The sequence below is a fragment of the Chitinolyticbacter meiyuanensis genome, assembly GCF_008033135.1.
In the GTDB taxonomy this organism is placed as follows: domain Bacteria; phylum Pseudomonadota; class Gammaproteobacteria; order Burkholderiales; family Chitinibacteraceae; genus Chitinolyticbacter; species Chitinolyticbacter meiyuanensis.
Map to the genome: position 1 here is coordinate 2,356,410 of NZ_CP041335.1, position 20,323 is coordinate 2,376,732.

A 20,323-nucleotide genomic window follows, 5' to 3' on the forward strand; every position below is an offset into this window, starting at 1 on the left:
TCAGCCCGGCAGACCGGCCCAGTGGCGTTCGACTAGCTGAGCGAGCTGGGTCAACCGGCCGTGGAAGAAGTGGCCGACACCGGGCACCACGACCACCGGCAGCTGCTGTGGGCGGGCCCAGTCCAGCACGGCGGTAAGCGATACCACTTCGTCTTCCTCGCCATGGATCACCAGCGTATCGGCCGGAACCTGCGGGAAGTCGTAGCGGCTGACGGCCGGGCCGACCAGCACCATGGCCTCGACCTCGTCGTTTGCCAACCGCTGGCGTAGCCGGCTCTGCACCAGCGTGCCGAATGAAAACCCCGCCAGCACCACCGCGCTGGCTTGCGGATGTTCGGCCCGGGTATGGGCCAGCACGGCGGCCATGTCGTCCGGCTCGTGCTCGCCACGGCTGTGTTGGCCTTCCGATTGGCCCACGCCACGCAGGTTGGGGCAATAGGCGACGTAGCCGAGCCGCGACAGCGTCTTGGCCAGCGTGTGAACGATCTTGTTGGTGAAGCTGCCGCCTTCCAGCGGGTTGGGATGGGCGACGAGGGCGATGCCGCGCACCGTGTCCAGGGCGGAATCGAGCCGCAGGCACTCCAGCCGACCGGCCGGGCCGGCGATGTCGACGGGGGTGAAGGTAGGCGCCTTGCGCGGCTGGGTCATGTCGCTGCCACTCAAAGCTTCAGCCGCTCGACGACACGGCCGTTCACGATATGCTCGTTGATGATCTCGTCGATGTCTTCGCGGTCGATGTAGGTGTACCAGGTCTCTTCCGGGTAGATCACCATCACCGGGCCTTCCTCGCAGCGGTCAAGGCAACCGGCCTTGTTTACGCGCACCTTGCCCGGCCCGGAGAGCTTCAGGATTTTGATCCGATCCTTGGCATAGGCCTGCAGTTCGCTGGCGCCGCAGCGGTTACAGCTCTGGCGCTCGCCTTCGGGGCGCTCGTTCAGACAGAAAAACACGTGGTGCTGGTAGTAGCCCATGGCGACCTCAGTGTTGGGAAACGGGGTGGTAGTGCGCGGTGACGAAGAAGGGCAGGCCGTCCTGCTGATCCGGCTGCACGGTTTCGATCACGCGGATGTCGTCGAGCTGGCATTCGCGCAGCAGGCCCTCGGCATACTCGCGCACCTGCTCGGCAGCATCGAGCGGCGCCAAGGGCCAGACGAAGCCTTCCCAGCGCTCGCCATCCTCCTGGCTGGAAAAACTGATGCGGATCTCGCCGCCCTCATGCGCGGCAATGCAGCCCACCGGCGTGCGCCGCTTGCTGCGCATGCTACGGATGGCGTTGCTTGCTGCCACCTGCAAGCGGGTTTCCAGCTGGGTGACGCGACCGGATTCCTGCGCTGCCAGCCAGGTTTGTGGTACCCGCGGCATGGCGAACAGGGTGACGCCATCCTGAGCCAGTGCCTTGCCGATCAGGTCGGCCAGCGGCATGCCCCAGGCACCGACGCTGCCGTTGAGGCGAATGGCAGGATCGGCCTGGTCGGCTTGCGTCGCCACGCCGACCAGGTAGCGTAGGAACACGCCCTCGTCCTTGCAGGTGATCGGAGCCTCGCGCACCGACCGCGCCACGGCCTCTGGCTGCGGCGCATCGCGCCATTCGGCCAGTTGCGCCGGGTTGATGGCCGCCAAATCGCCCGGATGCACCAGCGCAGGCGCAAGATAGACCTCCGCATCGGGCCGGATCACGCCATGCTGGCGCAGCAGTGCCAGCACCGCATCGGTATCAGGCAGGTGCCCAGCCAGTTGCACCTGACTGCGCGCGCCTACCACCAGGATGAGGGGGATGGCGAACGGCACGCCCCAGCTCGCGGCGCCGTTCGATCCCTCGCACAGCTCGCGCACGATCTGCCACAGCAGCTTGTAGCCTTCCTGCGAGGGCGCCTGTGTCAGCGCACCGTTCAATGCATAGTGATCGCGCGCGGCGATGAGCTCCGCCACGATGGCGGTCAAGGCCTTGCGCTTCTCGGCGGCAACCGGCGCATCGCTTTCGGTGAGGTAGGACATCAGTGCGCGGATCACCGGGTTTTGCGGATTCACGCGTGGGTAGAGGCGGGGGTCGGGCAGGTACATGCGGGCTTGGAAACTACGGTCTGCAAAGGTCCAATTATACGCCCGGCACTGCAGCCGGCGCATGGTGGATTGCCCGTGCAAGGCGCGCCGGCATTGGCCTTGTGCATCCCGCGGGGGACTGTGCACCGCAACATGGCAGCGTGCGCAATCCCTTGAATTGATTGACGATAGTGGGGGAAATCGGCTAAATTGGAAGCTCTGTTGGGATGCAGCAAGGTGCGTCTTGATAGTTTCTCCTTTGTAGATGTTGCTTGAAACCCGGAATTCGTTTTCCGGGTTTTTTTTCCCGCCTTTGGCTAAATCGTCGGCAGCTCGCGAAAGCTGCCGAGGTCCTCCGATTGGGCCGAGGTACGCTGCACTTTTTCGACACGCGCCCCCGGTGGGCCATGGTGCGCCCACTGCGCCAGCGCTTCCACCAAGGGCTCCTCGCCTTCAGCGTGCAGCTCCACGCTGCCGTCGTGCCGGTTGCGTACCCAACCTGCCACGCCGAGGCGTTCGGCTTCCAGGCAGGCGGCGAAGCGAAAGCCCACACCCTGCACCCTTCCTTCGATCTGCAAGCGGATCGCGATCATGTCCTGCTCCTTGGTACCGATTGGTCCAAGTCACGGTATACACGATGCGCGTGGCGACCATGCTGGCCAATTAGGCCGGAGAGCTCAGCGTGCGCCGAACAGGCCAACAATGCCGATGATGATCAAGTAGACGGCGATGATGTAGTTGAGCAGGCGCGGCATCACGAGGATAAGGACGCCGGCGATCAACGAAACCAATGGGCCGATGGCAACGTACATGGGTGTGCTCCCGAAGCTGCACCGAAACAGGTGCCTTCCCCGAGCTTAGCGCCACCGCTTGGCGTGCCCATGTGACAAATGCCAGCCGGGGCGGCGCCCAAGAAAAATGCGGCACCGTAGTGCCGCATTGTTTGGATCGTGGACTGGCTTACTTCACCCGCATGCCGGGCTTGGCACCGCTGTCCGGATTGAGGATGTAGAGCCCGCCATCACCGCCGGCGGCAAGCACCATGCCCTCGCTCATGCCGAACTTCATCTTGCGCGGCGCGAGGTTGGCCACCATCACGGTCAGCCGGCCCTGCAGCTCTTCGGGCTTGTAGGCGGATTTGATGCCGGCGAATACATGGCGCGTTTCCGTGCCGATATCGAGCATGAGCGACACCAGCTTGTCGGCGCCCTCAACCGCCTTGGCCTCGACGATTTTCGCCACGCGCAGGTCGATTTTCATGAAGTCATCGATGCTGATGGTATCGGCAATCGGCGGCACTTCGTAGTCGAGCGTGGGGGCGGCGGCTTCGGCTGCTGCCGGTGCCAGGCTTTGCTTGTTTTCTTCGATCATCGCTTCAATGGCCTTGGGGTCGACCCGCGTCATCAGGTGGTTGTAGACGTTGATGGTGTGGCCGAGCAGCAGACTGTCGGCATCGGCCCAGGAAAGCGGAGCGATGGCGAGGAAGGCTTCGACATCGGCGGCGAGCTTAGGCAGCACCGGCTTCAGATAAATGGTGAGCAGGCGGAAAGCGTTGATCAGCACCGAGCACACCTCATGCAACTTCTGATCTTGGCCTTCCTGCTTCGCCAGCTCCCAAGGCTTGTTCTCATCCACGTACTGATTAACCGAATCTGCCAAGGCCATCGTTACGCGAATGGCTTTTGCATACTCGCGAGATTCAAAGTGCGCCGCAATTTCAACTGCGGTACCTTGTAGATTTTGGAGCAATCTACGTCCAGATTGGCCTGGGATATAAAGTTTCTTCTGCAGTGCCGTGGTTTCGAAAATCCCACCAAGCGCTTCAGTATTCAATTTCTCTGCGACTTGGGGATCAAACACCAGCTCGTGCTCAGGCAATTCTTGCGCCAGCTGCCCGCCAAAGCGCTTGGCGATGAAGCCGGCGGCGCGGCTGGCGATGTTGATGTACTTGCCCACCAGATCGCTGTTCACCCGGGCGGCGAAGTCTTCCAGGTTGAGGTCGATGTCCTCGATCGCCGAATTGAGCTTGGCGGCGAAGTAGTAGCGCAGCCATTCCGGGTTGAGGTGGCGCAGGTACGATTCGGCGGTGATGAAGGTGCCGCGGCTCTTGCTCATCTTGGCGCCGTCGACGGTCAGGAAACCGTGGGCATTGATGCCGGTGGGCGTGCGAAAACCGCTGTATTCCAGCATGGCCGGCCAGAACAGCGCGTGGAAGTAGAGGATGTCCTTGCCGATGAAGTGATACAGCTCGGCGTCGCTGTCCTTGTTCCAGTAGCTGTCGAAGTCGAGGCCCAGGCGATCACACAGGTTGCGGTGGCTGGCCATGTAGCCGACCGGGGCATCGAGCCACACGTAAAAGTACTTGCCCGGCGCATCGGGGATCTCGAAGCCGAAGTAGGGCGCATCACGGCTGATGTCCCAGTCGGTGAGGCCGGCTTCGAACCATTCCTGCATCTTGTTGGCGGCGCCTTCTTGCAGGCGAGGGCGCTCGGCGCCGTCGACGGCGGCCGAGCCACGGGTCCAGCCGCGCAGGAAATCCTCGCAATCGCCCAGCTTGAAGAAGTAGTGCTCGGAGTCCTTCAGCACCGGCGTGGCGCCGGAGACGGCCGAGTAGGGGTTCTTCAGCTCGGTCGGGCTGTAGGTGGTGCCACAGACCTCGCAGTTGTCGCCGTACTGATCCTTGGCCGCGCACTTGGGGCATTCGCCCTTCACGAAGCGGTCCGGCAGGAACATGTTCTTCACCGGGTCGTACAGCTGGCTGATGGTGCGATTGACGATCTTGCCGTTCGATTTCAGCGCATCGTAGATACGGTAGGCGTATTGCCGGTTTTCCTCGGAATTGGTGCTGTAGTAGTTGTCGAATTCGACGTGGAAACCAGTGAAATCACGCAGGTGCTCACCGTGCACGCGCTCGATCAGGGCCTCCGGGCTGATGCCTTCTTTTTCTGCGCGCAACATGATGGGCGTACCGTGGGTGTCGTCGGCGCAGACGTAGTGACAGGTGTGGCCGCGCATCTTCTGAAAGCGGACCCAGATGTCGGTCTGGATGTATTCGACGAGGTGGCCAAGATGGATGGCGCCGTTGGCGTAAGGCAGGGCGGAGGTGACGAGGATCTTGCGTGGCATGCGGATTTCCGGAGGTCCTGTGTCTCAATCGGGCGATTATACCGCAGCCCGTCAGCTACCCCATGACAGCTTCAATCTTACGGCGCTATAGTCGGGGCACAACGATGACAAATGGGCAGAGCAACCATGGCTGATCGGGATGAGAGCGTGATCGAGCGGATCGAGGCAGAGCTGGCCAGCGTCGAGGCCATGATGGCGCAGTTGCGCAGTCAGGTCGGCATGGACCTGCGCGCCGAGCTGATCGCCGCCTTCGTACCCTTGCTGCAGGACACGTTGAGCCGCTTGCCGCCCGCCCTTGCCGGTGGCGATGCCGACAGCGTGATCCGGCTGTCGCACAAGCTCAAGGGTGCCGCGCTGCAGCTGGGTGCCGAGCGGCTCGCCAGCGGCTGTCAGCAGATCGAGGCGGCCGGCCGCCAAGGCCAGTTGCAGCTGGCGGAGGCGACCTTCGCTGGCGTGCGCGATCTGTCGCATGGGCTGTTGCTGGGCTTCAGCGCGCACTGACCCTGCTGCGGTTGCTGCATGGCAGCACGGGCTGAGCGTGCCAAGCCCCCGCAGTGACCCCTAGAATGGCGCATCGCCGTTCGCTGCCGTGGTCATGCCCACACTTCCCGTTCCCCAGTTCGATTGGTTCACCCACATTGGCACCGCTGCGTTCGCGTTCTCCGGCTACCTGATTGGCGCACGCAAGCGTTTTGATCTGCTGGGCGTGCTGATCCTGGCGCTGCTCACTGCCATTGGCGGCGGCGTGCTGCGTGATGTGCTGGTCAATCGCATCCCGCAGATCTTCATCGATTCCGCGCCGCTCTACACCATCTTCGCCTCTCTGCTGGCGGCCTGGGTGCTCAAGTTGCATCAGCAGCGTACGGGCCTGCTGCAACGGGCATTCATCGTGGCCGATTCGATTGGGCTAGTTGCCTTCAGCATCGCTGGTGCCCAGATCGGCATCGCCTTGGAACTCAATCTCTTTGGCGTGTGTTTCCTCGGCTTTGTCACCGCGGTCGGCGGCGGGCTGGTCCGCGACATGATGGTGAACGATGTGCCATTCATCCTGCACGAGGATTTCTACGGCACCGTCGCGCTGCTGATGGCGGGGCTGGTCTACCTGCTGACCCAGTACCAGATGTTCAACCCGCTGACCATGTGGCTGCTGTTCGGTTGCGGGCTGGCGCTGCGGCTGATCGCGCACGTGAGCGATCTCAAATTGCCAAGGCTGGACGAATGATCCCATCGCTCGGCAGCGCGCAGGACTGGTGCGATTGGCTGACTGCCAAGCTGGAAGCAGCGCCGCGTTTCGATCAGGCGGACTGGCATGGCCTCAGTGCGGCTACGCCGGCTGCAGTGTTGATCGCCGTTGTGCCGCACGAGGCGGGTGCCAAGGTGATCTTCACCGAACGCGCCGCCCATCTGGCGCAGCATGCCGGGCAGATCAGCTTTCCCGGCGGCCGGATGGAAGCGGATGACGTTGATGCCGCAGCGGCTGCCTTGCGTGAGGCGAACGAAGAAATCGGCCTGCCCTTGGCGTCGGCCACCGTGGTCGGCCAGCTTGGCGCTTATGTGACCATCAGTGGCTATCGCGTCACCCCGGTGGTGGCAGTGGTGGAGCCGGGGGTCGAGTACGTGAGCGATCCGGGCGAGGTCGCGGCGGTGTTCGAGCTGCCAATGGCCTGGTTGATGCAACCGGCGCGCTACGAGCGCCGCCTGATTGAGCGTGGCGGGGTACGCGGCGCTTCGCACTTCATCGAGTGCGAGGGGCGCACCGTGTGGGGTGCGACTGCCGGGATGCTGCTGATGCTGGCGACCGCGCTCGGCGCCACCGGTTCGCCACGCGATCTGGCCAGCTGAGTCGGAAAAAAAGCAAAGAAAAACGGCGCCCGAAGGCGCCGTTCTGCGTTGGTCCGCCCGGATTTACTGGGCTGCGCCGCCGCCTACGACTTCCAGCACTTCCCACTTGCCGCCCTTGACGGTGTAGATCGTGATGGCGCCGTTCTTCACGTCACCCTTCTCGTCGAAGTTGATCTTGCCAGTGACGCCTTGGTAGTCGGTCTTCGCCAGTTCCGGCAGGTACTTGGCCGGATCGGTCGAGCCTGCCTTCTTCATGGCTTCGACCAGCACCTTGACCGCGTCATAGCAGTACGGTGCGTAGAGCTGGACTTCCACGCCGAACTTTTCCTTGAACTTGCTCAGGAATTCCTTGCCGCCCGGCATGTCTTCCTTGGCTTGGCCCGGGCTCGACGAGATCTGGCCTTCGGCATCGGGACCGGCCAGCTTGATGAATTCCGGCGTCTGGGTGCCGTCACCGCCCATCACCTTGGCGGCGATGCCCAGCTTCTTGGCCTGCTTCTTCAGCGGAGCTGCCTGTGCATCCATGCCGCCGTAGAAAATCAGGTCCGGCTTGGCGCCCTTGATGCTGGTCAGGATCGCGTTGAAGTCGGTTTCCTGGTTGGTGGTGAACTCGCGCTTGACGATTTCGGCACCGGCCGCCTTGGCGGCTTTCTCGAATTCGTCGGCCAGGCCCTGACCGTAGGCGGTACGGTCATCAACGATGGCAACCTTCTTGGCACCGAGCTTCTGCACGGCGTACTCGCCGAGCACCTTGCCCTGTTGCGCATCGTTGGCCATCACGCGGAAGGCGGTCTTGAAGCCCTGGGCGGTATAGGCGACGGCGGTGGCCGACGGCGATACCTGCGGGATGCCGGCGTCGGAATACAGCTTGGAGGCCGGAATGGTGGTGCCCGAGTTCAGGTGACCGACCACGCCGACAACCTTCTGGTCGACGAAGCGCTGGGCCACGGTGGTGGCAGTCTTCGGATCGGCCTGGTCGTCTTCCGACACCAGCTCGAACTTGATCTTCTTGCCGCCGATGTCGGCGCCGCCGGCTTCGTTGATCTCGTCGATCGCCATCTTCACGCCGTACTCGTTGTCCTTGCCGAGGTGGGCGATGTTGCCGGTCAGCGGTGCTGCGTGACCGATCTTGACGGTATCGCCGCCACCGCTGCTGGATTCAGCCGCAGGCGTCGAGGCAGGGCTGGAGGCGGCCGATTGTTCGGCCGGCTGTTGTTTGCCGCAGGCGGCCAGTGCCAGGACGGCGGCCGCAATCATGCTGTAACGCGCAATGCTCATCGTGTTCCCCTTGTTGCGATACACAGGTGTTCATATCCACCATCGCCGTTTTGTGGTTCGGCTGGTGAATAACGCGACGATGATGGGGAGCGGCCCGAAACCCTGTCAAATACAGCCTTTCCCGCATGACACCCAAATCCAACACTTGTTTGGACCGAATACCACGTAGTCCTTGACGACATCGCGCAAAGCCTGATCAAGCAACGATTCCAGCGGTGCGCCATTTCGGCGTGCAGGCCACTTTGAGAATTGTCTTCTCAATTCAGCAATTTGCTGCGTTTTAAACAGTGGCGGATCGATATCGATGCGCGATTGCCCCAATTTCGCACGTTTCAGGAATCTCATCAGGGCGCAGCACGGCATGATATATGGCCCACGGCCCGATATGCCGCTTTAGATTGAATCGAGGCCAAGTTCAAGCGTCTTGTGCCCTTAGGGGTAAGCCCGGATTAAGCCTGCCGCATGCCTTGCTAGCATCGTCGCCACTGACCGGCGGGCATGTCGATCCGCTGGCGCATGCTGGAGCGAACGATGAGAAGCAAGGTACTGTTGGGTACGGTATTGCTGATGGCGGCGTTTGCCACTTGGGCCAAGCAGCCGGTGGCAACCGGTCACGGCGGGGCGGTAGCGACGATTTCGGATGAGGCAAGCCAGGCGGCGTTGGCCATCCTCAATGCTGGCGGCAACGCGGTCGACGCTGCCGTTGCGGCGACCGCGGTGCTGGGCGTGACCGATCCGTTCAGCTGCGGCATCGGCGGTGGTGGTTTCATGCTGATCTATTCGGCCAAGGACAAACGTGTGATCGCGCTCGATCATCGGGAAACAGCGCCCGCCTATTTCAGTCCGACCGTGTTCCAGGTCGATGGCAAGGAGTTGGAGTGGGACGCCGCGGTGCCCACCGGGCTGTCGGTTGGTGTGCCGGGCACGGTGCGCGGCTGGCATGAAGCGCTATCGCGCTACGGCACGATGAGCTTCTCGCAGGTGCTCAAGCCCGCGATCCGGGTGGCGGAGCAGGGCTTTGCGGTGAGCGAGAACTTCAACCGCATCAACGCGCTGAACGAAGCCAAGTTCAGCCGCTTCACCTCCACTTCGCAGCTCTATCTGAAGGACGGCAAGGCGCTGCCGGTGGGCAGCCGCTTTCGCAATCCCGATCTCGCCAACACCTACAAGCTGTTGGCCAAGGGCGGTGTGAAGGCGTTCTACGAAGGCGCGCTGGCACGCGATGTCGTGCGCGCGGTGAACCAGCCGCCGGCCACGCCAGGTGTGAAGGTGCTTTCCGCGCAGATGACGCTGAACGACTTCAAGGACTACGAGGCAAGGCTGCGCCAGCCGATTGAATCGACTTACCGCGGCTACGCGTTCTATGGCATGCCCATGCCTTCCAGTGGCGGCATCGCCATCGCCGAGGCGTTGAACATTCTGGAAAACTTCGATCTCAAATCGCTGCCGCGCGCTGAGGCGGAGCACCTGTACCTGGAGGCATCGCGCCTAGCCTTTGCCGACCGCAATGCCTATGTGGCCGATGGCGAGTTCCTCGACGTGCCCAAGGCCGGGCTGCTGTCCAAGGCCTATGCCAAGGAGCGCGCCAAGCTGATCGATCCCAAGGCGACGCAGGGCAAGCGCAACGCCGGCGACCCGTATCCGTTCCAGAACGATCTGTCGGTGCCGCTGCGCCCACAGGTCAAGCTGGCGGCGGAACCGGCGCATACCACTCACCTGACGGTGTCAGACCGCGAAGGCAATGTGGTGGCCTACACCTTTACCATCGAGGACTGGGGCGGTAGCGGCATCGTGGTGCCGGGGCGGGGCTTCCTGCTCAACAACGAGATGACGGACTTCGAGTTCAGCGGCCCGCATCCCAACGTGCCCGAGGCCGGCAAGCGCCCGCGCTCGTCGATGAGCCCGACCATCGTGCTCAAGGATGGCAAGCCAGCCTTCACCATCGGCTCGCCGGGTGGCTCGACCATCATCACCACGGTACTGCAGACCGTCGTCAACCATGTCGACCTGGGCATGAGCCTCGCTGACGCACTGGCCGCACCGCGGTTGAGCCAGCGCAACGGCGACAAGACGCAGGTGGAGAAGCTCCTGAACTTCATCGGCAGCGATCAGGCCAAAGCATTGGAAGCCTACGGTCACCAATGGAGCGAGACTGACCAGGTCGGGGCCGCCAATGGCATCCGCTTCAATGACGATGGCACGGTCACGGCCGTTTCGGAGCCGCTGCGCCACGGAGGCGGCAGCGCGCTGGTGCAAAAGCAATAGCGACTCGAATCGCCAGCAACAGCCCGGCTTGCCGGGCTGTTGTCGTTTCAGGCGGCCAAGCGTTCTTGCGTCACGGCGGCCTCGCCGATGGCGTTACCGACCAGGATGACAGCGGGACTGGCCAGTTGCAGTGCCTGTGCGGTGTTGGTGAGCCCGGCCAGTGTGCATACCAGCCGGCGCTCACGCGGCGTGCTGGCCCATTCGACCACGGCGGCCGGCGTGGTGGCGGGCAGGGCGGCAAGGAGGCCTTCGGTCACGCTGCCGATGCGGCCCATGCCCATGTAGATCACCAGCGTGGTGCCGGTGGCGGCGAGCAGCGCCCAATCCGGCTCGCCGTGATCCTGCGTATGCGCGGTGACGAAGGTGACACCTTGGCAGTGCTCACGGTGCGTCAGCGACACGCCGAGGCTGGCTGCGGCGGCGAGGCCGGCGCTGATGCCGTTGACGATCTCGACCGAGATTCCGGCGGCCTCAAGGGAACGGATTTCCTCGCCGGCCCGCCCGAACAGCAGCACTTCACCGCCCTTGGCGCGCACCACATGGCAGCCGGCCCGCGCGTAGCGCCGCATCAGCCGTTCGATAAAGGCCTGCGGCGTGGATTTGCAGCCGCCGCGCTTGCCGACATGGATCACCTTGGCCTGTGGTGCCAGCGTGGCCAGCTCCGGATTGGCGAGGTCGTCGAGCAGCAGCACGTCGGCGCTGGCGAGCGTGCGTACCGCCTTCAGCGTCAAGAGTTCCAGATCGCCCGGCCCGGCGCCGAGCAGCGTGACCTTGCCGGGTTTCATCGATTCAGTGCTTTGCATGCGTGTTTTCCTCGGGCGGCCACCGGCTGGCTGGCCAGCCGCTTCAATTCAGGTACGCACGAGCCGCAGACGGTGCCGCAGCCCAGCTGTGCCTTCAGGTCGTCGATACCGCAGCCCTGCGCCACCAGCGCGGCGATCTGCGAGGCCTTCACCTGCTTGCAGTTGCAGATCACGCGATCGCTTGCGGCAGCGGGGCGCGGGGCGAAGGCGGCAAGGCGCGAGCCTTGCCAAACCTCGCCATCGAGCAGGCGGCCCAGCAGCGCATCACCGCCGGCGATGTCGCCGGCAAAGACGAAGCCCGCCAGCGCGTTGTCGGCCTGCCAGGCCACGCGCTTGATCAGGCCGCGCCGCGCATCGTGGTAATCGAGGACGTGCTCGCCCGGCTGCAGCGCAAGTGCATCGAACAAGCGCTCCAGCCAGTCCGCTTGAGGGCTGGCACACGCAGCCCGCAGCACCAGTGCATCGTGACCCTGCAGGCTGAGCGCAGCGTAGTCGCATTCGGCCAGCAAGGGCTGGACGCTGGCGCGCAGCGCCAGCACATCGTCGGCGCGGCAAGCCGCCAGCACGCGCCAGGGTAGCTCGGCGCGCTCGACGCGCACGGCGGCGTGCTTGAGCTCGGGCTGGAACGATTTGGCATCGACCGCCTTGCTGCTGGCGTGGTTGATGCCGCCGCTGTTGAGGAACTGGCCATTCCAGTGCATGGCAGCGAACACGCTGCCGCTGGATACGTCGTCCGCGATGGCGAGCGGCAACACCAGCTCGCCGCGTTTGCTCGCCACGCGTACCAATTCCCCCACCTTGAAGCCGCGCCGCTCGGCATCCTGCGGGTGCATGGTGAGGCTGGGCTCTGGCGCATGGGCGAACAGCTGCGGCACCCGGCCGGAGCGGCTCATACCGTGCCACTGATCACGCAGCCGGCCGGTCAACAGATGGAAGGGATAGCGGGCATTGGTCGGCTCGGCCACCGGCTGGTAGCGGGTGGCATGGAAGCGTGCACGGCCATCGGCGGTTGCGTAGATGCGGTCGGTGTAGCGGCGCGGTTGGCTGCTGAGCGCGCCTTCTGGAAATGGCCATTGCTGGGGCCCCAGCGTTTCCAGCCGTTGGTAATCGAGCCCGCCGATATCAAGGTCGCGCCCTATGGTCAGTGCGCGATGTTCGTTGAAGATGGCTTCCGGGGCAGCAAAGCCGAACAGCCGAGGCTGGTTTGCTGCCCCCCTTTGGATGGGGCCCTCGAGGTCGGGCGGGTTGACCAATCGTGTTTCGATCCGCTTGGCCACTTCCGTGGCAACCCACCAATCCGGTTTTGCCTCGCCGGGCGCCGGCACTGCGGCACGCACGCGTGAAATGCGGCGCTCCGAATTGGTGACCGTGCCTTCCTTCTCGCCCCAGGTCGTGGCCGGCAGCAGCACGTCGGCGTAGGGCACGGTATCGGTCTCGGCAAAGGCTTCCTGCACCACGACGAACTCGGCAGCTGCCAGCGCCTCGTGCACCGGGCCGAGGTCCGGCAGCGAGTGGGCCGGGTTGGTACAGGCAATCCAGATGGCCTTGATTCGGCCTTCGCGCAGGGCCTCGAACATCGCCACTGCCGGCAGGCCCGGCTGCGGCGATAGCCGCTCGGTGGGCACGCCCCACAAGGCGGCTACCTCGGCGCGGTGCTCGGCGTTCTGAATATCGCGGTGCGCCGCCAGCATGGTGGCCATGCCGCCCACTTCGCGCCCGCCCATGGCGTTGGGCTGACCGGTGAGCGAGAACGGACCGGCGCCGGGCTTGCCGATCTGGCCTGTGGCCAGATGCAGGTTGATGAGCGCCAGGTTCTTGTCGGTGCCGTGCGCGGACTGGTTCAGCCCCATGCAGTACAGCGACAGGCTGCTACCTTTGTCCAGCCCGCCGCAGCCGAACCATTCCGCCGCCTGGATCAGGTCGGCTTCGAGGATGCCGCACAGCTCGGCGGCAAATTTGGGCGTGTAGTCACGCACCAGGGCCTTCAGTTCGGCGAAGCCGCTGGTGTGGCTGGCGATGTGCTCGGCATCGATCAGGCCTTCCCAGATCAGGTGGTGCAGCATGCCGTTGAACAGCGCCACGTCGGTGCCGGGCTGGATCTGCAGGTGCAGGTCGGCCATGGCGGCGGTGTCGGTGCGGCGCGGGTCGATCACGATCCAGCGCGTGGCGGGGCGAGTGGCCTTGACGGCTTCCAGTCGGCGGAACAGCACCGGGTGGGCATAGGCCATGTTGCTGCCAGCAAACAGCACGCAGTCGGCGTGTTCCAGATCCTCGTAACAGGTGGGCGGGCCATCGGCGCCCAGTGCCAGCTTGTATGCCGTCACTGCGCTGGACATGCACAGCCGCGAATTGGTATCGATGTTGTTGCTGCCGATCAGGCCCTTGGCCAGCTTGTTGAAGACGTAATAGTCCTCGGTCAGCAGCTGGCCGGAGAGGTAGAACGCCACTGCATCCGGGCCATGGCGATCGATGATGTCGGCAAAGCGGCCAGCCACCTGGTCCAGCGCCGTATCCCAGCTGACGCTCTGGCGCGGTACATCGCGCGTCAGCCGCATCTCTGGCTGCAGCGCACGGCCGGTGAGGCTGGCAGCCGTTGCTGGCAACGTCATGCCCTTGGTGCAGAGCCGGCCAAAGTTGGCCGGATGCGCCGGATCGCCCGCTATGCCGGTGATGCGCCCACCCTCGCTTTCGATCAGCACGCCGCAGCCCACGCCGCAGTAGCAGCAGGTCGAGCGGGTTATAGCCTTGGCCATAGGGATACCTCCGTCGTTGCCGACGCTGCTACAGCGCCAAAAAGACGTCGCCGTCGCGCACTTCCACCGGATAGCGCCGCGCACAGCCCACATCGGGCGCCTTGGCCTCGCCCGATTTCAGGTCGATGTTCCAGCCATGCAGCGGGCAGGTGACCGTCTCGCCGTGGACGATGCCCTGCGACAGCGGGCCGCCCTTGTGCGGGCAACGGTCGAGCAGCGCAAACACCGTGTCGTTCGCAGTGCGGAACAGCGCGATATTGCCCGGAGCGTGTTCGATCAGGCGGCTACCGAGCGGCGGGATATCGGCCAGCGCGCAGACGCGCAGCCATTGCTGGGTGGCAGGCGCGTTCATGCAGGTTCTCCTTGCGTTGCGGTATCGGCCGGTATCAGCTTGATCGGGATGTACTCGTGCTTCTGCGTACCCGCGATACGCGCGGCCCACGGGTCGGGCAGGCCTTCGAGTGCGTACAACAGCCGCTCGTACAGCGCCTTGCGATTGGCCGCGTCATCGACCACTTTCTGCTTGATGTAATCGAGGCCGACCCGGGCGATGTAATGCACGGTACGGTCGAGGTAATACGCCTCCTCGCGATAGAGCTGCAGGAAGGCGCCGCTGTATTCCTTCACCTCGTCGCTGGTCTTTACCTTGGCGAGGAACTGCGCCACCTCGGTCTTGATGCCGCCGTTGCCGCCGACATACAGCTCCCAGCCGCTATCGACGGCAATCACGCCCACATCCTTGATGCCGGCCTCGGCGCAGTTGCGCGGGCAGCCGGATACCGCGAGCTTTACCTTGTGCGGGCTCCACATATTGGCCAGCATCGTTTCCAGATCGATGCCCATCTGGGTACTGTTCTGGGTGCCAAAACGGCAGAACTCGCTGCCCACGCAGGTCTTCACGGTGCGGATCGACTTGCCATAGGCGTGGCCGGAATTCATGCCCAGGTCTTTCCACACGTTGACGAGGTCTTCCTTCTTCACGCCCAACAGGTCGATGCGCTGGCCACCGGTTAACTTCACCATTGGCACTGCGTATTTGTCGGCCACGTCCGCGATGCGGCGCAATTCGGACGGATTGGTCACGCCGCCCTTCATCTGCGGGATCACCGAGAAGGTGCCGTCCTTCTGGATATTGGCGTGCACGCGCTCGTTGACGAAGCGGCTTTGCGGGTCGTCCACCGCCTCCTTGGGCCAGGTCGAGAGCAGGTAGTAGTTCACCGCCGGGCGGCAGGTGGCGCAGCCGTTGGGCGTGCGCCATTCCAGGAAGGCGTAGACCGCCTGGTGCGTGGTGAGACGCTGCTCGCGGATCGCGCGGCGCACTTCGCCGTGGGTGTGGTCGGTGCAGCCGCAGACCGCACGGGTCTTGGGCGTTTCCTGGAAGCTCCCACCCAGCGTATTCATCAGGATCTGCTCGACCAGCCCCGTGCACGAGCCACAGGAGCTGGCGGCCTTGGTGTGCTTCTTCACGTCGTCGATGGTAAAGAGGCCCTGGCCCTTGATCGCCTTGACGATGGTGCCCTTGCACACGCCATTGCAGCCGCAGACCTCATCGCCGTCCTGCATTGCGGCGGCGCGGCTTTGGCCGGCGACGCCAACATCACCGATGGCCGATTCGCCGAACATCAGCGTGTCGCGAAGGTCGTTGATCTTGCGGCCCTCGCGCAGCAGCTTGAAGTACCAGGCGCCGTCGGCCGTGTCACCGTAGAGGCAGGCGCCGACCAGCTGGTCATCCTTGATCACCAGTTTCTTGTACACGCCACCGGCCGGGTCGCTGAGCACGATGTCCTCGCAGCCTTCGCCGCCCATGAAGTCACCGGCGCTGAAGAGATCGATGCCGGTGACCTTGAGCTTGGTCGACAGCACCGAGCCCTTGTACTGGCCGATGCCGAGCCGCGCCAGATGGTTGGCGCAGACCTTGGCCTGCTCGAACAGGGGGGCGACGAGGCCATAGGCCACGCCGCGATGGCTGACGCATTCGCCCACGGAGTAGATGCGTGGGTCGAACGTCTGCAGCACATCACTGACCACGATGCCCCGGTTGCAGTAGAGGCCGGCGCTTTCCGCCAGCGCCGTGTTGGGGCGGATGCCGACCGCCATCACCACCAGTTGGGCCGGTACTTCCTCGCCGCCCTTGAAGCGCACCGCGCAGACTTCGCCGGCAGCGTTGCCGACGATCTCCTCGGTCTGCCGGCCCAGGAGGAAACGCAGGCCACGCGCCTCCAGCTCGCGCCGCAACAGGCCGCCGGCAGTGGCGTCGAGCTGGCGATCAAGCAGCCAGTCCCCGAGGTGCACCACCGACACCGTCATACCGCGCAGTGCCAGACCGTTCGCCGCCTCCAACCCCAACAAACCGCCACCGATGACCACTGCGTGTTTCATCGTCGTGGCCGCGTCCATCATCGCCTGCGTATCGGCGATGTCGCGGTAGGCGATCACGCCGCGCAGATCCTTGCCCGGCACCGGCAACATGAAGGGCGTGGAGCCGGTGGCCAGCAGTAGACGGTCGTATTCGGTTTCGCTGCCGTCGTCGGCGATCACCAGGCGCCGCGCCCGGTCGATCCGGGTGATGGTGCGGCCGGTATGCAGCGTGATGCCGTGCTCCTCATACCAGCTGCGCGGGTTGAGCACGATATCGTCGAACTCCTGCTCACCGGCGAGCACGGGCGAGAGCAGGATGCGGTTGTAGTTGGGGTGTGGCTCGCTGCCGAACACGGTGATGTCGTAGAGGTCCGGCGCCAGCGCCAGCAGTTCTTCCACCGTGCGGATGCCGGCCATGCCGTTGCCGACGACGACGAGTTTCATTTTCTGCATGATCAGTCTCCGTTCAAACCCGTGCGGCGGCCACGGCCCAGCCGCTGCGCCATTGCTGCTTCACACTGCTAAGGCTCATCCAGCCCAGCGCGGCGAGGCTGGCGAACAACCACAGGCCGCCGGCGTAGTCGCCGCTATGCTGCTTGATTGCCGCAAGGCTCGCCGCCAGCGCAAAGCCGCCGATGCCGCCGGCCATGCCGATGAGGCCGGTCATGATCCCGATGTCCTTGCCAAAGCGGTGTGGCACCAGCTGGAACACCGCGCCATTGCCTGCCCCCAGGCACAGCATGGCGGCGACGAACAGCGCCAGCTGCACTACGGCGCCGCCAGGATTGAAGCCAGCGAGGCCGATCAGCACCGCCACAAACGCATACACGCCCAAGAGCGAGCGCGTGCCGCCGATGCGATCGGCCAGTACGCCACCGAGCGGCCGCATCACCGAGCCCGCCAGCACGCAGGCCGCGGTTGCCCAGCCGGCGAGCTTGGGCGCAAAGCCGAACTGGTCGCTGAAGTAGCCGGGCAGGGCGCTGGCGAAGCCGGAAAAGCCGCCGAAGGTGAGGGCGTAGAAGAACATGAACCACCAGGCGTCGCGGTGCGCCAGCATCCGGCCGTAGTCGGCCCAGCGCTTTTTTTGCACCACGCCCGGCGCATCCTGCGCACAGCGCCAGTAGACGACGAGCACCACCAGGAGCGGCAGCACCGCGATGCCGAACACATTCTGCCAACCAAAAGCCACGGCCAGCGCCGGGGCAAACAAGGCCGCCAGCACGGTGCCCGAGTTGCCGGCTCCCGCTATGCCCATGGCCGTGCCCTGATGCTGCGGCGGATACCAGCGTGACGCCAGCGGCAATGCCACGGCGAACGAAGCGCCGGCAATGCCGAGCAACACGCCTAGGAGCAGCGCCTCACCGAAGCTGTGCACGCCCAGCTGCCAGGCACCGAGCAGCGTGACGATGATGGCGAGCTGCGCATACAGCCCCGTGCGCTTGGCGCCCAGCCGGTCTGCCAGCATGCCCATGCCCAGCCGCAACAGCGCGCCGGCAAGGATGGGCGTGGCCACCATCAGCCCGCGTTCCTGGGTTGAGAGCGCCAGCGTCTGCGCGATCTGCACCTGCAACGGGCCCAGCAGGTACCAGACCATGAAGCTCAGGTCGAAATAGAGAAAGGCCGAAAACAGCGTGGGTGTGTGGCCGGCCCGCCAGAAGGAGCCGGCCTCGTTCGTGTTTGCCATGGTGTGTTCCTCATGCTGGCCGCGCGGTGCGCGGCAGAAAACAAAAACGGCGTCCGCTGCCAACCCCGATGGGTTGGAGGGGACGCCGTTGTCCTGTTGCCCGCGATGCGGGCCAAATCAATCCGGGAGCGGGACCTGCCTATCCCGAATGCTCGTCATCGAGCACACCTTGCAGTGCCAGCACGCCGTTGTGCGGGTAACAGGCATTGAGCAAACACCATGCCAATGGCCGAATCAGCCTGCATACGGTGAATTCATTGGGTCTGTCTGAAAACAAGCCCTGTGGATGCTGCACTGCAGCGGTGCGTGGCTGCTGGTGGCTGTGCGGTGCTGGTGCAAAAGCGCTGCACGCGGATTGCGTGTGGCAGGCGCTGCCACGCAGTTTTGCCTCGGTGGGTGCCGCAGTTTTCCCCGCTTGCGCGAAGGTGAGTTTGGCAGCTGCCTGCCGTCAAGTGCCAAGCGATGGCGTCGATAGCTGCTGCATCACCATGGAGGAACACGCAATGAACGATGCCGTCCAAACCGCCGCCGCTGTTGCTGGCCCGTTTCCCACTTCAACGTCGGTCGGCGCTCGTCGTATGCTCGGCGCCGCCGTGCCTGTCGATACCTTGCCAGCTACTGCGGGTGGACATCGCTTTACTGCACCGGATCTCTCCGTGGCTTTGAGCGAGGTTGGGCGCATGAAGGCCGAGACGGCGTCGACCGAGCCCGCCACGCCACTCCAGTTCGAGTACCTGTCCGGCACCCCAGCCTTCCAGCCGCTACTCGACGCGATCTGGCAGGATCAAACGTTGGCACCGGAACAGGCTGCCGTACTGGCACGCTCGGTCGAAGAAGCCACTGCCATGAATTTGGGCAGCAGCTGGACCGATGAAGAACAGACCGCCAAGCTTGGGGCCAATCTGGCCAAGCTCGATTACTTGTGGCAGCAATGGGTACCGGAGCACTATCGCGCGTCGTTTGCCGATGCCATCGCGACGTATCGGCAGCAGGAGTCCGAACGCTATGGAAAGATAGCGCTGTCGTTGACTCGTGCAGCTGCCGCCTTGCAACGACAGCATGGCGATCCGGATAGCGATGTGGTGAAAGCACTCGATGCGGAGGTTGCAGCGATTGAGCGCGGCGAAGGCCGAGGGATGCGCCGCACCGATGCAGTACGCAAGACCTTGCAACCAGCCGCTTCAGCGGGCGGGAAGAGCGATGAAGCCATCTGGTCGGCGGTGCGTGATGCGCTACGCAGCAATGAGGCGGGAAACGATGTCACCCAAGGATCAGCGTCGAGTGGCAATCGTCGCATCGATGCACAGCTTGCAGCCTACCGGCAACAAACAGGATGGTCCGCGGCACAGCAGCAAGACGCCAACATGGATCGCTTGGCCAGTCGCCTACGTGACGACTGGCTCGGGTTCACGGCTGGCCTGAGGCGTTAGAAGGTTGACTCAAGCGCCGTGGCACTTCTTGTACTTCTTGCCCGAGCCGCAGGGGCAGGGGTCGTTGCGGCCGACCTTGGGCTCGTCGCGCTTCACCGTCTCGACCTGGCCGTACTTCTGTTCCAGCCAGTAGAACATCGCATCCTCGACGTGCCAGGGCAGCTCTGAGACGCGCTCCTCGCGCGCCTTCACCGTCAGCACGTCCTCGTTTTCATCCTCGGGATGGTGGCCTTCCTCCAGCGCCAGGATAGCGGCAATGGTGTCGTAGAATTCCTCGTCGGCATCGAGTGCTGCCTGCCAGACCTCCTCGTCGGCGAGCATGCCGAGGCGAAAACCGGAGGCCCAGTAGGCACCGAGCGATTCCTGCCATTTCTCGTCCGCGCCTTCGTCCGACAGGATCAGCGGGTAGTACAGCGGCTCCTCGCCGACATTTTCGCGGCGCTTGGGCGCGAACGAAGCGGTGACGTGCGCTGCGTGGCGGCAGATCAAGCCAAGCACCTCATCGGCCTCCTCCTGGTCGGCGAACTCGGGCGGGGTGCCAGCGAATACCTGTGGCAGCCATTCCTCCTCTTCGATCTCGCGCGGACCGATGGCGAGCGCGACCAGAAAGCCGTCGAGCATCTCCATATCCATGGTTTCTTCTGGCGTGCGCGGCGACATCAAAAAGGCGTCGAGCCGGTCGAGTTCGTCGTCATTCAGCGGTGCGAGGGACATGATATTTCCTTGTTTCTGATTGATCGCTGG

The 20,323-nt window shown here is 64.2% G+C and carries 19 protein-coding genes; 5 read left to right on the forward strand and 14 right to left on the reverse strand.

Annotation, left to right across the window (positions count from 1 at the left end; genetic code table 11):
• The 6 genes from FLM21_RS11245 to metG all read right to left on the reverse strand — a co-directional run bounded on the left by FLM21_RS11245 (position 1) and on the right by metG (position 5,166).
• The gene (locus tag FLM21_RS11245) at positions 1–648 is read right to left on the reverse strand and encodes an alpha/beta hydrolase (RefSeq protein WP_148715656.1); all 648 of its coding nucleotides are present in this window, start codon (positions 646–648) and stop codon (positions 1–3) included.
• Between the two features lie 11 nt (positions 649–659).
• Positions 660–971 (reverse strand): (2Fe-2S) ferredoxin domain-containing protein, encoded by a 312-nt coding sequence (locus tag FLM21_RS11250; protein WP_148715657.1) that lies wholly within the window; start codon positions 969–971, stop codon positions 660–662.
• Between the two features lie 7 nt (positions 972–978).
• Entirely contained in the window at positions 979–2,061 is a 1,083-nt protein-coding gene (locus FLM21_RS11255; protein ID WP_148715658.1) for a hypothetical protein, read from the reverse strand.
• A gap of 296 nt (positions 2,062–2,357) precedes the next feature.
• Positions 2,358–2,633: an acylphosphatase gene (locus tag FLM21_RS11260; RefSeq protein ID WP_148715659.1), complete on the reverse strand. Its 276-nt coding sequence runs from the start codon at positions 2,631–2,633 to the stop codon at positions 2,358–2,360.
• Between the two features lie 84 nt (positions 2,634–2,717).
• Positions 2,718–2,852 carry a DUF3096 domain-containing protein gene (locus FLM21_RS11265; protein ID WP_148715660.1) on the reverse strand — a complete coding sequence of 45 codons (135 nt, stop codon included), beginning with the start codon at positions 2,850–2,852 and terminating at the stop codon, positions 2,718–2,720.
• 148 nt (positions 2,853–3,000) lie between these two features.
• Positions 3,001–5,166, reverse strand: coding sequence for a methionine--tRNA ligase (gene metG / locus FLM21_RS11270; protein ID WP_148715661.1), 2,166 nt, complete (start codon positions 5,164–5,166; stop codon positions 3,001–3,003).
• Positions 5,167–5,292: 126 nt separating this feature from the next.
• Between metG and FLM21_RS11275 the strand changes: the two genes are divergently transcribed.
• The 3 genes from FLM21_RS11275 (at position 5,293) to FLM21_RS11285 (ending at position 7,008) form a co-directional block, all read left to right on the forward strand.
• Positions 5,293–5,667: an Hpt domain-containing protein gene (locus FLM21_RS11275; protein WP_187359868.1), complete on the forward strand. Its 375-nt coding sequence runs from the start codon at positions 5,293–5,295 to the stop codon at positions 5,665–5,667.
• A 94-nt stretch (positions 5,668–5,761) separates the two neighbouring features.
• On the forward strand, positions 5,762–6,388 hold the full coding sequence (locus FLM21_RS11280) for a trimeric intracellular cation channel family protein (RefSeq protein WP_148715663.1): 627 nt from the start codon (positions 5,762–5,764) through the stop codon (positions 6,386–6,388).
• The gene (locus FLM21_RS11285) at positions 6,385–7,008 is read left to right on the forward strand and encodes a CoA pyrophosphatase (protein WP_148715664.1); all 624 of its coding nucleotides are present in this window, start codon (positions 6,385–6,387) and stop codon (positions 7,006–7,008) included. The genes FLM21_RS11280 and FLM21_RS11285 overlap by 4 nt, the downstream gene beginning before the upstream one ends.
• A gap of 63 nt (positions 7,009–7,071) precedes the next feature.
• On the opposite strand, the gene FLM21_RS11290 is transcribed toward FLM21_RS11285, so the two are convergent.
• The gene (locus FLM21_RS11290) at positions 7,072–8,286 is read right to left on the reverse strand and encodes a branched-chain amino acid ABC transporter substrate-binding protein (RefSeq protein WP_148715665.1); all 1,215 of its coding nucleotides are present in this window, start codon (positions 8,284–8,286) and stop codon (positions 7,072–7,074) included.
• 105 nt (positions 8,287–8,391) lie between these two features.
• A complete protein-coding gene (locus FLM21_RS11295; RefSeq protein ID WP_148715666.1) occupies positions 8,392–8,631 on the reverse strand; it encodes a hypothetical protein in 240 nt (79 codons plus the stop codon).
• Between the two features lie 186 nt (positions 8,632–8,817).
• On the opposite strand from FLM21_RS11295, the gene ggt reads away from it, so the two are divergent.
• Entirely contained in the window at positions 8,818–10,551 is a 1,734-nt protein-coding gene (gene ggt, locus FLM21_RS11300; protein WP_148715667.1) for a gamma-glutamyltransferase, read from the forward strand.
• Between the two features lie 47 nt (positions 10,552–10,598).
• Here ggt and cobA read toward each other — a convergent pair whose 3' ends face one another.
• Genes cobA through FLM21_RS11325 form a run of 5 tightly spaced genes read right to left on the reverse strand, consistent with a single transcriptional unit; the run spans position 10,599 to position 18,149 of the window.
• Positions 10,599–11,354 (reverse strand): uroporphyrinogen-III C-methyltransferase, encoded by a 756-nt coding sequence (gene cobA, locus FLM21_RS11305; RefSeq protein ID WP_246120708.1) that lies wholly within the window; start codon positions 11,352–11,354, stop codon positions 10,599–10,601.
• Positions 11,333–14,107, reverse strand: a complete 2,775-nt coding sequence (locus tag FLM21_RS11310) for a nitrate reductase (protein WP_148715668.1) — start codon at positions 14,105–14,107, stop codon at positions 11,333–11,335. Before FLM21_RS11310 ends, cobA begins: the two co-directional genes overlap by 22 nt.
• A 28-nt stretch (positions 14,108–14,135) precedes the next feature.
• Positions 14,136–14,459, reverse strand: a complete 324-nt coding sequence (gene nirD / locus FLM21_RS11315; protein ID WP_148715669.1) for a nitrite reductase small subunit NirD — start codon at positions 14,457–14,459, stop codon at positions 14,136–14,138.
• Complete coding sequence (gene nirB / locus FLM21_RS11320; protein WP_148715670.1) at positions 14,456–16,918, reverse strand: nitrite reductase large subunit NirB; 2,463 nt, start codon at positions 16,916–16,918, stop codon at positions 14,456–14,458. Before nirB ends, nirD begins: the two co-directional genes overlap by 4 nt.
• A 13-nt stretch (positions 16,919–16,931) precedes the next feature.
• Complete coding sequence (locus tag FLM21_RS11325; protein WP_148715671.1) at positions 16,932–18,149, reverse strand: nitrate/nitrite transporter; 1,218 nt, start codon at positions 18,147–18,149, stop codon at positions 16,932–16,934.
• Positions 18,150–18,508: 359 nt separating this feature from the next.
• Between FLM21_RS11325 and FLM21_RS11330 the strand changes: the two genes are divergently transcribed.
• Positions 18,509–19,579: a hypothetical protein gene (locus tag FLM21_RS11330; RefSeq protein WP_148715672.1), complete on the forward strand. Its 1,071-nt coding sequence runs from the start codon at positions 18,509–18,511 to the stop codon at positions 19,577–19,579.
• A gap of 9 nt (positions 19,580–19,588) precedes the next feature.
• On the opposite strand, the gene FLM21_RS11335 is transcribed toward FLM21_RS11330, so the two are convergent.
• Positions 19,589–20,293: a UPF0149 family protein gene (locus FLM21_RS11335; protein ID WP_148717529.1), complete on the reverse strand. Its 705-nt coding sequence runs from the start codon at positions 20,291–20,293 to the stop codon at positions 19,589–19,591.
• Between the last annotated feature and the right edge of the window lie 30 nt (positions 20,294–20,323).